At 38.8% G+C, this 15,292-nt stretch carries 15 protein-coding genes; 1 reads left to right on the top strand and 14 read right to left on the bottom strand.

Annotated elements, in window-relative coordinates:
- Positions 1-39 precede the first annotated feature (39 nt).
- The 7 genes from tolB to C0T34_RS06260 form a co-directional block, all read right to left on the bottom strand.
- Positions 40-1,335 carry a Tol-Pal system beta propeller repeat protein TolB gene (gene tolB, locus C0T34_RS06290; protein ID WP_075672728.1) on the bottom strand — a complete coding sequence of 432 codons (1,296 nt, stop codon included), beginning with the start codon at positions 1,333-1,335 and terminating at the stop codon, positions 40-42.
- Between the two features lie 142 nt (positions 1,336-1,477).
- The gene (gene tolA, locus C0T34_RS06285; RefSeq protein ID WP_098943849.1) at positions 1,478-2,545 is read right to left on the bottom strand and encodes a cell envelope integrity protein TolA; all 1,068 of its coding nucleotides are present in this window, start codon (positions 2,543-2,545) and stop codon (positions 1,478-1,480) included.
- 28 nt (positions 2,546-2,573) lie between these two features.
- Entirely contained in the window at positions 2,574-2,999 is a 426-nt protein-coding gene (gene tolR / locus C0T34_RS06280; protein ID WP_023581195.1) for a colicin uptake protein TolR, read from the bottom strand.
- 22 nt (positions 3,000-3,021) lie between these two features.
- On the bottom strand, positions 3,022-3,708 hold the full coding sequence (gene tolQ, locus C0T34_RS06275) for a Tol-Pal system protein TolQ (RefSeq protein WP_075672726.1): 687 nt from the start codon (positions 3,706-3,708) through the stop codon (positions 3,022-3,024).
- Positions 3,708-4,103, bottom strand: a complete 396-nt coding sequence (ybgC, locus tag C0T34_RS06270; RefSeq protein ID WP_098943850.1) for a tol-pal system-associated acyl-CoA thioesterase — start codon at positions 4,101-4,103, stop codon at positions 3,708-3,710. Before ybgC ends, tolQ begins: the two co-directional genes overlap by 1 nt.
- Positions 4,104-4,412: 309 nt before the next feature.
- Positions 4,413-4,820 (bottom strand): nuclear transport factor 2 family protein, encoded by a 408-nt coding sequence (locus C0T34_RS06265; RefSeq protein WP_098943851.1) that lies wholly within the window; start codon positions 4,818-4,820, stop codon positions 4,413-4,415.
- On the bottom strand, positions 4,810-6,180 hold the full coding sequence (locus tag C0T34_RS06260; RefSeq protein ID WP_109849863.1) for an MFS transporter: 1,371 nt from the start codon (positions 6,178-6,180) through the stop codon (positions 4,810-4,812). Before C0T34_RS06260 ends, C0T34_RS06265 begins: the two co-directional genes overlap by 11 nt.
- 89 nt (positions 6,181-6,269) lie before the next feature.
- On the opposite strand from C0T34_RS06260, the gene C0T34_RS06255 reads away from it, so the two are divergent.
- Positions 6,270-7,157 carry a LysR family transcriptional regulator gene (locus tag C0T34_RS06255; protein ID WP_109849862.1) on the top strand — a complete coding sequence of 296 codons (888 nt, stop codon included), beginning with the start codon at positions 6,270-6,272 and terminating at the stop codon, positions 7,155-7,157.
- Between the two features lie 91 nt (positions 7,158-7,248).
- On the opposite strand, the gene ybgE is transcribed toward C0T34_RS06255, so the two are convergent.
- The 7 genes from ybgE to odhB form a co-directional block, all read right to left on the bottom strand.
- The gene (gene ybgE / locus C0T34_RS06250; RefSeq protein ID WP_098943854.1) at positions 7,249-7,533 is read right to left on the bottom strand and encodes a cyd operon protein YbgE; all 285 of its coding nucleotides are present in this window, start codon (positions 7,531-7,533) and stop codon (positions 7,249-7,251) included.
- Positions 7,533-7,646 (bottom strand): cytochrome bd-I oxidase subunit CydX, encoded by a 114-nt coding sequence (gene cydX, locus C0T34_RS06245; protein ID WP_088493409.1) that lies wholly within the window; start codon positions 7,644-7,646, stop codon positions 7,533-7,535. The genes ybgE and cydX overlap by 1 nt, the downstream gene beginning before the upstream one ends.
- Before the next feature lie 12 nt (positions 7,647-7,658).
- Positions 7,659-8,816: a cytochrome d ubiquinol oxidase subunit II gene (cydB, locus tag C0T34_RS06240; protein ID WP_098943855.1), complete on the bottom strand. Its 1,158-nt coding sequence runs from the start codon at positions 8,814-8,816 to the stop codon at positions 7,659-7,661.
- Positions 8,817-8,830: 14 nt separating this feature from the next.
- Entirely contained in the window at positions 8,831-10,399 is a 1,569-nt protein-coding gene (gene cydA, locus C0T34_RS06235; RefSeq protein ID WP_098943856.1) for a cytochrome ubiquinol oxidase subunit I, read from the bottom strand.
- A gap of 1,484 nt (positions 10,400-11,883) precedes the next feature.
- Complete coding sequence (sucD, locus tag C0T34_RS06230) at positions 11,884-12,753, bottom strand: succinate--CoA ligase subunit alpha (RefSeq protein WP_098943857.1); 870 nt, start codon at positions 12,751-12,753, stop codon at positions 11,884-11,886.
- A complete protein-coding gene (gene sucC / locus C0T34_RS06225) occupies positions 12,753-13,919 on the bottom strand; it encodes an ADP-forming succinate--CoA ligase subunit beta (protein ID WP_075671649.1) in 1,167 nt (388 codons plus the stop codon). Before sucC ends, sucD begins: the two co-directional genes overlap by 1 nt.
- A 161-nt stretch (positions 13,920-14,080) precedes the next feature.
- Positions 14,081-15,286 (bottom strand): 2-oxoglutarate dehydrogenase complex dihydrolipoyllysine-residue succinyltransferase, encoded by a 1,206-nt coding sequence (gene odhB, locus C0T34_RS06220; protein WP_088493413.1) that lies wholly within the window; start codon positions 15,284-15,286, stop codon positions 14,081-14,083.
- Positions 15,287-15,292 lie beyond the last annotated feature (6 nt).

Genomic DNA, 15,292 nt, shown 5'->3' with positions numbered 1-15,292 from the left:
TTGTTCCTTTATTTGTTTGCCATACATAATTTTTATGCATCACATAAACGGTGACCAGGCAGGTGCTTTAACCTGACCATCAGTCGCCGGAAGACGCGCTTTGAAACGTCCATCAGTCGATACTAGCTGCAAAATGGTGCCTAAGCCTTGTGTAGAGCTATAAATAACCATTGTGCCGTTAGGCGCGATGCTTGGCGTTTCATCCAGAAACGTATCTGTTAGATATTGTACGGAATTCGTTTCCAGATCCTGCTTAGCGATATGTTGCCTACCGCTTTCAGAACTCACCATAACTAAGAAACTACCATCTGGGCTTACTGCTGGGTTCTGGTTTTGTTTACCTTCCCAAGTAATACGCTCTGGTGTTCCACCGTTAATATTAACCTTATAAATCTGAGGATTTCCACCTTGATCTGAAGTATAGACCAAAGTTTGTCCATCAGGCATCCAAGTTGGCTCGGTATTATTACTTCTGCCATTGGTTACCTGTGTCATATTCCCACTCGCTAAATCCATAACATACAGATTTAAGCTACCGCTCTTAGAAAGAGCAAATGCAAGTTTAGAACCATCTGGTGAAAACGAAGGTGCACCATTATGTCTTGGGAATGATGCAATTTGGCGAATTTCACCTGTTGCTAATGTTTGTACCACTAAAGCAGATTGACCACTTTCAAAGGTCACATATGCAAGTTTAGCACCATCTGGCGACCATGCTGGTGACATTAATGGCTGTGATGAACGATAAACACGATCTTGGTTAAATCCATCATAATCTGAAACGCGCAATTCATAAGGATATGCGCCACCATTTGTCACAACAACATAAGCAATACGTGTACGGAATGCACCACGAATACCAGTCAGTTTTTCAAAAACTTCATCACTAGCAGTATGTGCAGAGTAACGTAACCATTTAGATGGCACTTTAAACTCACTTTGAGATAAAACTGCACCCGGTGAGCCAGCAACATCCACTAACTGATAGCTAACTAAATATTGACCATCCGCTGATGGTTGCACACGTCCAACGACAACAGAATCAATGCCTAATGCAGTCCAAAGTGCAGGTTGGACTTCAGAAGCAGTAACCGGTTGTTGAGGTATACGAGATACATCAATCGGATTGAATTTTCCGCTATTTCGTAAATCAGCTGCAATGATACCAGCAACATCTTCTGGCATTTGACCAGTACCTTCCCATTTAAAAGGAACGACACCGATAGGGCGAGCAGTATTCACCCCTTGTGTAATTTCAATTCGAACCTCAGCGTTGGCCAGAGTGGTTACGCATAAAATTAAAAGTCCGAAAATAACATTTAATGCCTGCTTCATCATGTCTCCCTTTTATTATTGCGGTTATTACGCAATAACGCACAGAATAGTAACAAACGCTTTTCAACAACACCATACAACGCATCAATAACATTCTAAAATAGCTATAAATTAGTGTATGTTTTCCTACTATCAGACAGTTTTATGGCTTAAACTCAATTGTCGGTGATTTTACTTTCTCGTAAATATCCTTTGGTGGCTTAGGTAATGTTGCCATTTTAGCCGCTTGTAATGCGACTTGGCATAAAGCCGGATCTCCACCTACCGCTTTCGCGCTTACCAACATTCCGTCTGGTGCAATACTTATTTTAAGATCACACTTACGACCTTTGTATAAATCAGAATCAAAAAACTTCTGCTCAATAGCAATTTTCACTTGCCCTGTATAGCGATCAATACCAGCATCATTCGCACCAGTGCGATTTCCACCACCTTGACCCGCTGCTGAGGCACCGCTTTGTTTGCTACCATCAGCCATTAAGCCATCGAGTAAACTATCAACGGCCTTACTCTGCTGTTGAGCCGCAGCTTTGGCTTTAGCTTCCGCAGCAGCTTTAGCTTTTGCCTCTGCTGCGGCTTTTGCTTTAGCATCCGCTTCAGCTTTCGCTTTTGCATCGGCCTCTGCTTTAGCTTTAGCTTCTGCCTCGGCTTTAGCTTTCGCCTCTTCTGCTTTTTGTTTCGCTGCTAACTCAGCTTGTTTTTTTGCTTCGGCTTCAGCTTGTTGTTTAGCATCCGCTTGTTCTTTTAAGATGCGATCACGCTCTGCTTTCGCTTGCGCAGCCGCTTCTTCTGCAACTTTTTGTTCTTCTTTTGCTTTTGCAGCGGCTAATGCAGCTTCACGTTTTTGAGCTTCTGCCGCCTCTTTAGCTTGTAAACGTTCAACTTCTAACGTTTTCAAACGTTCTTGTTCTTTTATTTGCTGCTGACGCAACTCTTCTTCTTGTTGCTCTGCACGCTCTTTACGCACTTGCTCGGCTTTTTGGACGTTAGCTTGTTGTGCTTTCTGCTGATTATACTGTTGTACCACAGCATTAGGATCGACCATAATAGCATCAATAACTTGCCCGTCTTGTCCACCGCCACCACCTAAATCCCATTTCTGAGTTAATGACCCCCAGATAAGCAATGCGATAACGAGTAAATGCAAGGCGGTAGACAAGATAACTGAACCGCTCAATTTACTTCGGATTGGTTTCGTCTTCTTTCCCACGCTATCATCCAAACTTATTTCAACCTAATTACATAGGCTGAGTCATTAAACCTACAGATTTAACACCTGCTTGACGTAACATGTTGAGCGCTTTAATTATCTCATCATAAGGAACATCTTTAGCACCGCCAATAAGAAATACAACTTTCGGATTTTTTTCCAATTGTCGTTTGGCTTCAGCCATAATCTGTTCTTGTGGTAATAATTCTAATACTTCCTGATCAACACGAATGTTGTATTGCCCAACACCTGCAACTTCGACAATTACAGGAGGGTTATCGCTACTTGAAACAGTTTGTGTCTCTGTTGCTTCAGGAAGATCAACCTCAACACTTTGCGAGATAATAGGTGCTGTTGCCATAAAAATAAGTAACAGCACTAATAATACGTCTAGCAAAGGAACAATGTTAATCTCTGATTTTACGCCTCGGCGGCTACTGCGACCCCGTGCCATCAGCTCTCTCCTTCTGCGTTAACTATTTCTTTTCTGCGGAGGCAAAAGCTTGGCGATGTAAAATCGTCAGGAACTCTTCCATAAAGTTATCGTAACTTTGTTCCAGTTTATTTACACGCTGCGTAAACCGGTTATAAGCCATAACTGCGGGGATTGCCGCAAATAAACCGATAGCTGTTGCAATTAGAGCTTCAGCAATGCCGGGTGCGACCATTTGTAATGTTGCTTGTTTAACACTACCTAATGCAATAAATGCATGCATGATCCCCCAAACTGTACCGAACAGACCAATATATGGGCTGATCGAACCGACAGTACCAAGGAAAGGAATATGATTTTCTAAAGATTCTAATTCACGATTGAAAGAGACACGCATCGCCCTTGATGCACCATTAACAACCGCATCAGGTGCATGAACGCTTGCTTGATGCAAACGTGCAAACTCTTTAAAGCCAGAATGAAAAATCTGCTCTGAGCCAGATAACTCATCACGACGAGCTTGGCTATCTTTATATAAACGTGCCAAATCAGTACCTGACCAGAATTTATCTTCAAAATCTGCAGCTTCACGATCGGCGGCATTCAGAACTTTAGTTCGCTGAATAATAATCGCCCAAGATGCAATAGAAAATCCGATTAAAAGCAACATGATCAACTTGACTAAAAGCCCTGCTTTTAGGAAGAGATCGATAACATTCATGTCAGCCACTACTTAAACTCCGCGATAATGGACTTAGGAAGCGCTACAGGCTTCATTTTTGATGAATCTACGCAGACAACGAGCACTTCTGCGCTACACAATACACAACCATCTTCATTAATAATCTTTTGAGAAAATGTCATTGAAGCACCACGCAATGTAGTAATTTCACTTTCTATTTGCAAAAGATTATCAAGTCGAGCTGGCGCAATATATTCTATTGATAATTTACGTACAACAAATACAACATGATCATACTCCCGTAAATCATGCTGATAAAAACCTTTTTCTCTGAGTAGTTCAGTTCTAGCACGTTCAAAATACTTCAGATAACTGGCGTGATAAACAACACCACCGGCATCAGTATCTTCATAATAAACACGAACAGGCCAAAGAAACTGCATATTACCTCCCTTACATTTCCCGAGTTAAGTCCATAAATAATGTAGTTATAAGTTACCTAACTATACTTAAGAGGTCGCTCTAAGGGAATCGTAGTAACGTAAAGAATAGAAAATGCAGTTTTCAGGCGCCAATCATAAACTCTTCTTTGCAACACGCAATATGCTTTGTGCTCTGAATAGAAAAAATATTTTCATTAAGACAGCATAAAAATGCTTGCTAATTAGAAATTCATAGATTGCCTTATTTAGTAGTATTATTTTTAATGACAGAAAAAACCTGTTAAAAAACTGGTTTTTCATATAAATCAATCAATTACTTGATATTGGTGTTTCATGAAGATAGTGCCACTGCCAACACTCATCATGAGAATTGCGTCTCAATAACACCACAGATCCGCGCATAAGAATTTTCTTATTTTCACTGTGTGTTTCTTGATATCTGACAAGCGCCAAACAATCAGACTGGTAAATTATTTTATAATTGTCCGTTTTTATTTTCAGACCACTTTTTTTTCCTGCATTTTGTCTGAACATCGCGATAACGTCATCATAACTCACTGCTTTTCCACTGATCCCTACCATTGAAAACTCTTGAGATAAAAGATTTTCTATTTTTGTAATCGCATCAACTGATAGGGGATATTGCGTAAAAACTATTTCAATCTCGTCATGCAAAGATTCAATACTTTCTATAATTGAGTCAGTATTAAAATTCATCTTGTGTTTCCTGTGTAATAACTTTTTTCTTTAGTGTAAATAATAAAGCAAGAGGTAATATGCCTATTAATGTGCATATTAAAAAAGTCATGCTATAAGCTGTTTGTGGTAAACAAAAAAGAGAAAGAATATTAAATAACATAGCAACCATAGTTGCCCCGACACTAAAAACAACCTGTCTATTAATATTCCAAATAACACTTGCTTGAACTAATTTTTGTGCGTCGAAATCATACAACGCCGTGGTTTGTGCGGTATTAGCGCCAATCCCACCACCCACACCGATAATTAGATAAGCAACAATAAGTAATGGAATATCGCTACTGCTATTTACAAATATTAATAAAGAAATACCAATGCTATGTAATAGCAATGCAATAATAAATAAGCGTTTCATTCCCAATTTATTATAAAGCGCACCACTTGTTGTCATTGAAATAAAAGCACCCAGTGCATACAACAACATAAAAATACCCGTACCTTTACCGGTAAATTTTAAATATTGTTGTAAATAAAAAATAGCGAGAATATTTACTCCAGTAAAAACACCTGGAATACAGTAATAAATAAAAATAGAGAGTGATAAATTTCTATTTTTTAATAATGCTAAATTAATAACCGGTGATGAATGGTGTCGATAATGGTAATAATAAAGTACAGCAAAAATTATTGAGAATACGGCAATCAATAAAGCAAGTAATGTTGAGTGGTATTCACCATAAGTAGATAACGCAAACAATCCAGATACAATGATCAGACTAATAAGAATGATACCTTTAATATCTGGCATAGCGTTTTCTTTAGGTACAGGCTCTTTTACCCAGATAAAAGCTAGAAACGCGGTTAACAATGAGAATGGAATATTGCTATAAAAAACCCAACGCCACGAAACAACATCAACAATAAATCCACCTAATGTCGGCGATATTGCAGGTGCAATTAAGACTATTGCCATAATTAGCGTAGAGATTTTGCTTCTCTCATGTCCTTGAAAATATTGAAAGGTTAATGCTTGCCCAATTGGAATTAGCAATCCACCACTCATGCCTTGAATAAAGCGCCAAAAAACAAGTTCACTAAAAGTGTGAGAGTATCCCACTAATGCAACGGATAGACTAAACATCAACATTGACGTTACCATCAATACTTTAATTCCAAAACGTTGGGATAACCAGTGGCTCAATGGAATAATTAACGTTAATCCCAAAATATAACTATTTGAAATCCATGTAACAGAAACGATAGAGATCTGCATATCATCCGCAATTGCAGGTAATGCAATCGCTGACATAAAAATATTAATACAATCTATAAAGAAGCCCAGCAGAAATATAGATGCAATTCGATAGCGGTAAGTCATAAAAATCCTCCGCGCATAGAGTACGAAAGATTGACGAATTTCGTCTATCTGACAAAATAGAATTTATTGTTTAATCAGAGTAAACAATCATGCAAAACCAAATTGATCGAATTCGCTCTTTTATTGCAGTTGTTGATACAGGATCATTTACTCAAGCCGCAAAATATTTACGCCTAAGTAAATCAATGGTAAGTATTCATATCAAAGCATTAGAAACAGAATTGGATGTGTCATTACTCAATCGTAATACGCGACGATTCTCACTCACTGAAACAGGCGAAATGCTTTATCAAGATTTCCGCCTCGTGTTAAGTCAGTTAGAACAAACATTAGATAAGGCACGATTAAGACAACAAGAATTACAGGGATCGTTGCGATTAAGTTCGACTGCGGAATTTGGTGAACACTATATTTTTCCGTTACTTAATCAATTTATGCAATTACATCCAAATCTAAAAGTACAGTATGCGTTTAATTCTTCTATTGAAGACTTAATAAATCATAAACTTGATCTCGCGATCCGCCTTGGCACATTGAAAGACAGCAATTACCGATCTACAAAGCTGGCTGATTATGAGATAAGTTTGGTTATCTCTCCTGATTTATTGCAGAAGTTCTCAATAAAAACTATCGACGACTTGAGCGCTATTCCTTATTTAGCAAATAGTAATTTACATCAAAGTAAACTTTCATCATCTTCCAAATTTAATACCCTACTCTCTCAGTTAGCTCAAGATGCTTATTTTGAAACCAATACAATTGCGGCATTAAAAAAAATGGCACTCGCGCACTCTGGAATGACTATTTTGCCACATTGGTACATTCAACAAGAGTTATTAGAAAAAAAATTAGTTGTGCTATTTCCTGATGTTTCCCTGTTAACGCAATCCGTTAATATTATTTTCCCTTATAGCGAATATATTCCAAGAAAAACACGTCTCTTTATTGATTACTTAAAAGAAAATATCCAGCTATAACGCTAGATGTGAGAGGGAATTTAGAAGAAATAGTTAGGAAATAAAATACCTTATTTCTTTCTCATACACTGAGCAGAAATAAGGTATTTTCTTAAAAGAAAAAGTAACTTAGCCCAACAACTAAAATAATAATTGCAGGGATTGGATGTAATAAACATTTTGCGACAATATGTTTAGGGCGAAATGCTAAACCAAAAGTTGCACCAGCACACACAGACCAAATAAGAAGGATCCCTTGCCAAATTGCTAGTGAACTGGTGTTCGCTGCAAATCGGCTAGGATCCCACATGACACAAAATGCCATTACCAACGCCATGATTAAAACAAGAGCCCGAATAGGGCCCTTGTCTAGTAGTTGGTAGCTTTTATCCAACATTATTCTTCACTTGCTGAAGTTTTTTTCGCTTCAGCGTGCTCGAAAGCCAGTCCTGCGATCACCGCAATACTACAAGCGAAGAGCGTTCCGAGAAGCCATGCAAAATACCACATTCTCTATGCTCCTTAGTACAGAGTATGATTATTGCCTTCGATAAATTTCTTATCGAGGCGACCATGCATTTTCCAGTAACACCAGATGGTGTAAAGGAGAACGATAGGTACGAAGATAATCGCAACAACTGTCATTACCTGAAGAGTAAACAGGCTAGAAGTTGCATCCCACATTGTTAAGCTCACATCTGGGAAAGTGCTTGAAGGCATCACAAATGGGAACATAGTCACACCACAAGTCAGGATAACACAAGCAATTGTCAGTGAGGTGAACAGGAATGCCCAACCACCTTTATTTGCTTTAGTTGCAACAATCGCCAATAAAGGACATAACAGACCTAATGCAGGCAGAGCCCATAATACTGGATAGTTGTTGTAGTTAATCATCCATGCACCAGCTTCATGAGAAACTGTTTTTAGTAGTGGAGATGAAGGACCTGCAGTATCAATAGCACTTGTAATAACGAAACCATCAATACCATAAATTAACCACACGCCAGCTAATGCAAAAGCAACGAAAGTGATTAAAGAGGTAATGTAAGTTGTTTTACGAGTACGCTCGTGTAACTCACCCGTAGTACGCATTTGAAGATAGCTTGCACCATGTGCAACAATCATCATTAAGCTAACAACACCTGCTAATAAACCGTATGGGTTTAATAAGCTTAATAGGTTAATAAGCGCGTTAGTTGTACCATTATAAGATACACGTTGCATGCTATCGACTTCTAATGGAACACCTTGTAATAGGTTACCAAAAGCAACACCGATAACTAATGGTGGAACGAAGCTACCAATAAAGATACCCCAATCCCACATGCCACGCCATTTTGGTGATTCTAATTTAGAACGGTAGTCAAAGCCTACTGGACGGAAGAATAATGCCGCCAGTACGAAGATCATACCGAAATAGAAACCAGAGAATGCCGCAGCATATACCATTGGCCATGCAGCGAATAATGCACCACCTGCTGTGATTAACCAGACTTGGTTACCATCCCAGTGAGGTGCAACAGAGTTAATTAAAATACGACGTTCAGTGTCATCTTTCGCGATAACGCGTAGTAACACACCGACACCCATATCAAAACCATCAGTGACCGCGAAGCCAATCAGTAAGATACCAATCAGTAGCCACCAAACAAACCGCAATACTTCATAATCAAACATAGTGGACTCCTGTGTTACTTACTTTGTGCAGAAGATGCATTCTTCTGTTCAAAGTGATAGCGACCCGTCTTCAGGCTACTCGGCCCAAGGCGACCAAATTTGAACATCAGGAACATTTCAGCAACTAGGAACAGTGTGTACAGACCACAGATAAGACCCATAGATACTAGGATATCAGCCTGTGTCAGTGAAGAAGTTGCTACAGCCGTAGGCAGGATTTCACCAATCGCCCATGGTTGACGTCCATATTCTGCAACAAACCAACCTGCTTCAACTGCGATCCACGGTAATGGAATACTAAACAGAGCAGCACGTAGTAACCATTTATAGTTACCAATACGGTTAGACAGAACTGTCCAGAAAGAAATCGCAACAACCAGTAACATCAGGAAGCCTGCGGCAACCATGATACGGAATGACCAGAACAGTGGTGCGACATTAGGAATAGTGTCTTTTGCAGCAGCTTTGATTTGTTCTTCTGTTGCATCAACAACTTTATCAGTATAACGCTTCAATAATAAGCCGTAGCCTAAATCTTGTTTAGCGTCATTAAATGCAGCACGAATAGCAGGATCAGTATTACCTGCGCGTAATTCGCTTAATAATTCGTAAGCTTTCATACCGTTACGGATACGAACTTCATGCTGACCCATCAGATCGTTAAGACCTAATACAGGCGTATCGAAAGAACGCGTTGCAATAATACCCATGACATAAGGGATTTGTAATGCAAACGAGTTTTCCATTTTTTCTTGATTAGGGAATGCAATCAGATTAAATGCAGCTGGAGCTGCTTCTGTATGCCATTCACCTTCAATTGCAGCCAGTTTAGTTTTTTGTACGTCACCCATTTCGTAACCAGATTCATCACCCAGTACGATAACAGATAATACAGCTGCGATACCAAAAGTAGCAGCAACTGCGAAAGAACGTTTTGCAAAACCAATATCACGACCTTTGAGCAGGTAGTAAGAGCTGATACCCAGAACAAAGAATGCACCAGTACAGTAACCAGCAGCAACGGTATGAACAAATTTAACTTGAGCGACAGGGTTTAAAACCAGATCAGCAAAACTCAACATTTCCATTCGCATGGTTTCAAAGTTAAAGTCTGCAGCGACAGGGTTTTGCATCCAACCATTCGCAACAAGGATCCACAGAGCAGAGAAGTTAGAACCGAAAGCAACTAACCAAGTTACCATCAAGTGCTGCTTCTTACCTAAGCGATCCCAGCCAAAGAAGAACAATCCGACGAAAGTTGATTCTAAGAAGAACGCCATCAGACCTTCGATTGCTAGAGGCGCACCGAAGATATCACCGACGTAATGAGAGAAATATGACCAGTTAGTACCAAATTGGAACTCCATGGTCAACCCAGTTGCGACACCCAGAGCAAAGTTAATACCAAATAACTTACCCCAGAACTTTGTCATATCTTTGTAAACTTGTTTACCCGACAGAACATATATCGTTTCCATGATTGCCAGCATAAACGCCATACCCAGCGTTAATGGGACAAACAGGAAGTGATACATTGCTGTTAAGGCAAACTGTAACCGTGACAGTTCGACAATATCAAACATCTTGACTCCTTGCTCCTAGCAGGAAGACACCGACTTGCGGCAACCCGACTCTATTAAATTATAAAGCCTCATAACTACCAGCAATAAATGCCTCTAAAAACAACAACGAATATTAAAGACCAAAAACACAATACCTTACAAATAGTACGCTTATATTTACATATAATAAATATATTTTGCGTGACCCAGATTTGAATTCTGAGCTTAGGTCAACAATACGACTTTTAGGTTTGTAATAGCATATTTGATCGTGTGCCAATTTAAGCATATTCAGAAATTTTTGCCACAATTAATAACTTGACCCACATCAAAAAAACACTTTAATGTTAACTAGTTGCGAATAAATTACCCAATAGTTACCATTGTGTTAATGCAATGTTGTTTTTATTCTTAAGTGTAATTTACCTCCTTATATTTTCCATAATAAAATTAACTTTTTATTTTCATAAAGGACTTAAAAATAAACACTTTTAATTGTGTTTTATTAATTTTAATATCAATTCTATTTTTTTGCAGGTAAATAATAAATATTTTAAAAAAATAATCTATTAATTAATAAGTTGAAATTTACAAAAATGTAAATATAAAAAAATCACTCTATTATTTTATCTAATCAAGATATATAAAAAGTCCAATATGGATTATCAATTTTTAATATTATTTATTTTTTAGTTTCTCTTTTATTCTAGATAAATTAAGTGCAATAAATCTGTATCTAACAAATAGAACGTAAAATCACTATTAATACAATAAATAAATAACCTTTTAAATCAACATGATATAAAACAAAAACAAGTCATTTATTGAAAAATCGCAAGAAAAAATAAAAAAATCTTTCATTGCGTTTTCGTATTCAAACAAAGTGATTTTCAAGATACTAACCAACTTCTTATTATCAATTCTTATAGTAATAAGGAGATCATAATTCCCCTTTAATCGTCATTTTGATGTTCTAACATAATGAAAAGATATTTTTTGCTATTAAAGACCTTATCTCCCCTACTCCTCATTCATTCATTAACATGTTTAAAAGCCCATTTCCTTAGTAAAAATCAGTGTTACAGCGTGATCCTAGTACAGGTTTAAAGCTAATTATTGAGATATTTATAGAAGTACCTATATTGCGAGCAGCATAAAATAAGTGTTCATTTTTTCTGTTAATGCTCTTTTTTACTAAAAACATGCATTTAAAATATTATTTTTAACAATTTAGGGTATCTATTCATGGCTTATATCATTACTTTTAGGCGTCACAAGAACGTTAATAAATAGAGAAATAATATTTCGCACACATAACAGTTTTCAAAAAAACGATATAAAACAGTTTATTAGAGTAAATTCAGGTAGGATATTGATGTATTAATTACAATATTAACTATTGATATAGTTTTTTAAATGAAACTAAAAATAAAAAATGCCAGCTCCTTTTTTAGAAACTGGCATTCGAGATAGTATCAATCTGAAATTATTAACAGAATTGTTACTTATTTGATCAGTGATTTAATCGCTTCACCGATATCGGCTAAGCTACGAACTGTTTTAACACCTGCAGCTTCAAGGGAAGCGAATTTCTCATCTGCTGTACCTTTACCACCAGCAATAATTGCACCCGCATGTCCCATACGTTTGCCTTTAGGTGCTGTTACACCAGCGATATAACCGACTACAGGCTTAGTGACATGATCTTTGATATAAGCAGCCGCTTCTTCTTCCGCTGTACCACCAATTTCACCAATCATCACAATCGCTTCTGTTTGTGGATCTTCTTGGAATAGCTTCAGAATATCAATAAAGTTAGAACCCGGAATGGGGTCTCCACCAATACCAACACAGGTTGATTGACCTAAACCAACATCCGTTGTTTGCTTAACAGCTTCATAAGTTAATGTACCTGAACGAGATACAATACCTACTTTACCTGGTAAGTGAATATGACCTGGCATAATGCCAATCTTACATTCACCCGGAGTGATAACACCCGGACAGTTAGGGCCAATCATACGTACGCCAGCTTCATCTAATTTAACTTTAACAGTCAGCATATCCAGTGTAGGAATACCTTCTGTAATAGTAATAATTAGTTTGATACCTGCATCAATCGCTTCTAAGATTGAATCTTTACAAAATGGCGCGGGTACATAGATAACTGTCGCCGTTGCACCTGTTGCTTCAACGGCTTCACGTACTGTATTGAATACAGGTAAACCTAAGTGCGTAGTGCCGCCTTTACCCGGCGTAACACCACCGACCATTTGCGTACCATAAGCAATAGCTTGTTCAGAGTGGAATGTTCCTTGGCTACCAGTGAAGCCTTGGCAAATTACTTTGGTATTCTTATCGATTAAAATAGACATTATTTTGCCTCCGCTGCTGCAACAACTTGTTTCGCGGCATCCGTTAAGCTTTTAGCAGCGATAATATTTAATCCACTATCTGCTAATTTTTTGGTGCCTAACTCTGCATTGTTTCCTTCAAGACGAACAACCACAGGAACATTAACGCCAACTTCTTCAACTGCGCCAATAATACCGTCTGCGATTAAGTCACAACGAACAATACCGCCGAAAATGTTGACTAATACAGCGCTGACATTTTCATCTGACAAAATAATCTTAAATGCTTCAGTTACGCGCTCTTTTGTTGCACCACCACCTACATCGAGGAAGTTTGCAGGCTCGCCACCGTGAAGTTTAACAATATCCATTGTACCCATCGCTAAACCAGCACCATTAACCATACAGCCAATATTGCCATCTAATGCAACGTAGTTCAGCTCCCATTGTGCTGCTTGCGCTTCACGAGGATCTTCTTGTGAAGGATCGTGCATTTCACGCATTTCTGGTTGACGATATAACGCGTTGCTATCTACGCCTAATTTACCATCAAGACAAATCAGATCGTCTTCTTTAGTAATAACCAGTGGGTTAATTTCGATTAGAGCAAGATCACGCTCTAAGAAAATAGAGGCTAATCCCATAAAGATTTTAGCAAATTGACTAACTTGCTTGCCTTTTAAACCCAGTTTAAATGCTAATTCTCTTCCCTGATAAGGCATTGGGCCAGTCAGTGGATCAATAATTGCGCGATGAATAAGCTCTGGTGTTTCTTCAGCCACTTTCTCAATTTCAACGCCGCCTTCTGTTGATGCCATAAAGACAACGCGACGGGTACCACGGTCAACAACCGCACCAAGATAAAGCTCTTTAGCGATATCGGTTGCTGCTTCAACCAAAATCTGTGTAACAGGCTGACCGTTAGCGTCTGTTTGATAAGTGACTAAACGTTTGCCTAACCATTGTTCAGCAAATGCGCGGATCTCTTCTTTAGATTTAACGACTTTTACGCCGCCCGCTTTACCACGTCCACCCGCGTGAACCTGACATTTCACGACCCAAGGGCCTTGACCGATTTTTGACGCAGCTTCTTCTGCCTCGCGCGGTGTGGAGCAGGCGAAACCAGCAGGTGCTGGTAATCCATACCGTGTGAAAAGCTGTTTTGCCTGATACTCGTGTAAATTCATGATGTTCTATCCATAATCTTGTTGAAAGTCGGGCTTTCTTATTTTTTTGACTATAAGCCAGAGAAATCTGGCTTCACGAACACACTGTACTTCTTTGATGCTTGTGTCTGTTGCTAAGTAGGCAGGAGGAGCATCTCCTGCCTAAAAGCGATATTTATTACCTATACATCCAGTAATAAACGAGCTGGATCTTCTAGCATCTCTTTAACGGTTACTAAGAAACCGACAGACTCACGACCATCAATTAAACGGTGGTCATAAGACAGAGCCAGATACATCATTGGTAGAATAACAACCTGACCGTCTACTGCCATTGGGCGATCTTTAATTGCATGCATCCCTAAAATGGCACTTTGCGGTGGGTTGATAATCGGAGTTGACATTAATGAACCGAAAACACCACCATTTGTGATAGTGAAGTTACCACCTGTTAAGTCTTCAACAGTTAACTTACCGTCACGACCTTTTACAGCTAACGCTTTGATATTTTTCTCAATATCCGCCATGCTCATAGCATCTGCATCACGTAATACTGGCGTTACCAGACCACGAGGTGTTGATACTGCAATACTGATATCGAAGTAGTTGTGATAAACCACATCAGTGCCATCAATAGAAGCATTCACTTCTGGATAGCGTTTCAGTGCTTCAACAACCGCTTTAATGTAGAAAGACATAAAGCCTAAACGTACACCGTGGCGTTTTTCGAATGCTTCACCATACTGAGCACGTAAATCTTTGATTGGCTGCATGTTGATTTCGTTAAACGTTGTCAACATTGCAGTGGTGTTTTTCGCTTCTAGCAAGCGCTCTGCTACACGCTTACGTAAACGTGTCATTGGTACACGTTTTTCGCTACGGTGAGATAACAGTGCTTGAGGAACTTCTGCTACCGGTTGTGTAGTTGATTTATTCGCAACATGACCTTCGATATCTTGGCGAGTTAAACGTCCGCCTACACCACTGCCTTTCACATCCGCAGGGTTAATATCGTGTTCAGCCACTAAACGACGCGCAGTTGGACTTAATGCATCGTTATTGCCTTTTTCAGCAATATCAGCACTTTGACGCTGTGCTGGAGTGCTATCTTGAGCAGGTTTCACATCAGCTGGAATGCCTGTGCTATCACCTAAACGAATGCGACCTAGTAATTGGCGTGAACCAACAGTAGCGCCTTCTTCTTCAAGAATACTTTCTAAAACACCTGCTTCACTTGCAGGTACTTCTAAAACAACTTTATCTGTTTCGATTTCAACCAGCACTTCATCGCGTTGAATGCTATCACCAGGTTTTTTATGCCAAGTTGCGACCGATGCGTCAGCAACTGATTCAGGGAGATCCGGTACTAGAATATCTACACTACTCATTTTCTA

The organism is Proteus sp. CA142267 (assembly GCF_003336825.1).
GTDB classification, from domain to species: Bacteria; Pseudomonadota; Gammaproteobacteria; order Enterobacterales; family Enterobacteriaceae; genus Proteus; species Proteus terrae.
Note: the sequence above shows the minus strand (reverse complement) of the source record. Positions and strands in the feature narration are given on the sequence as shown.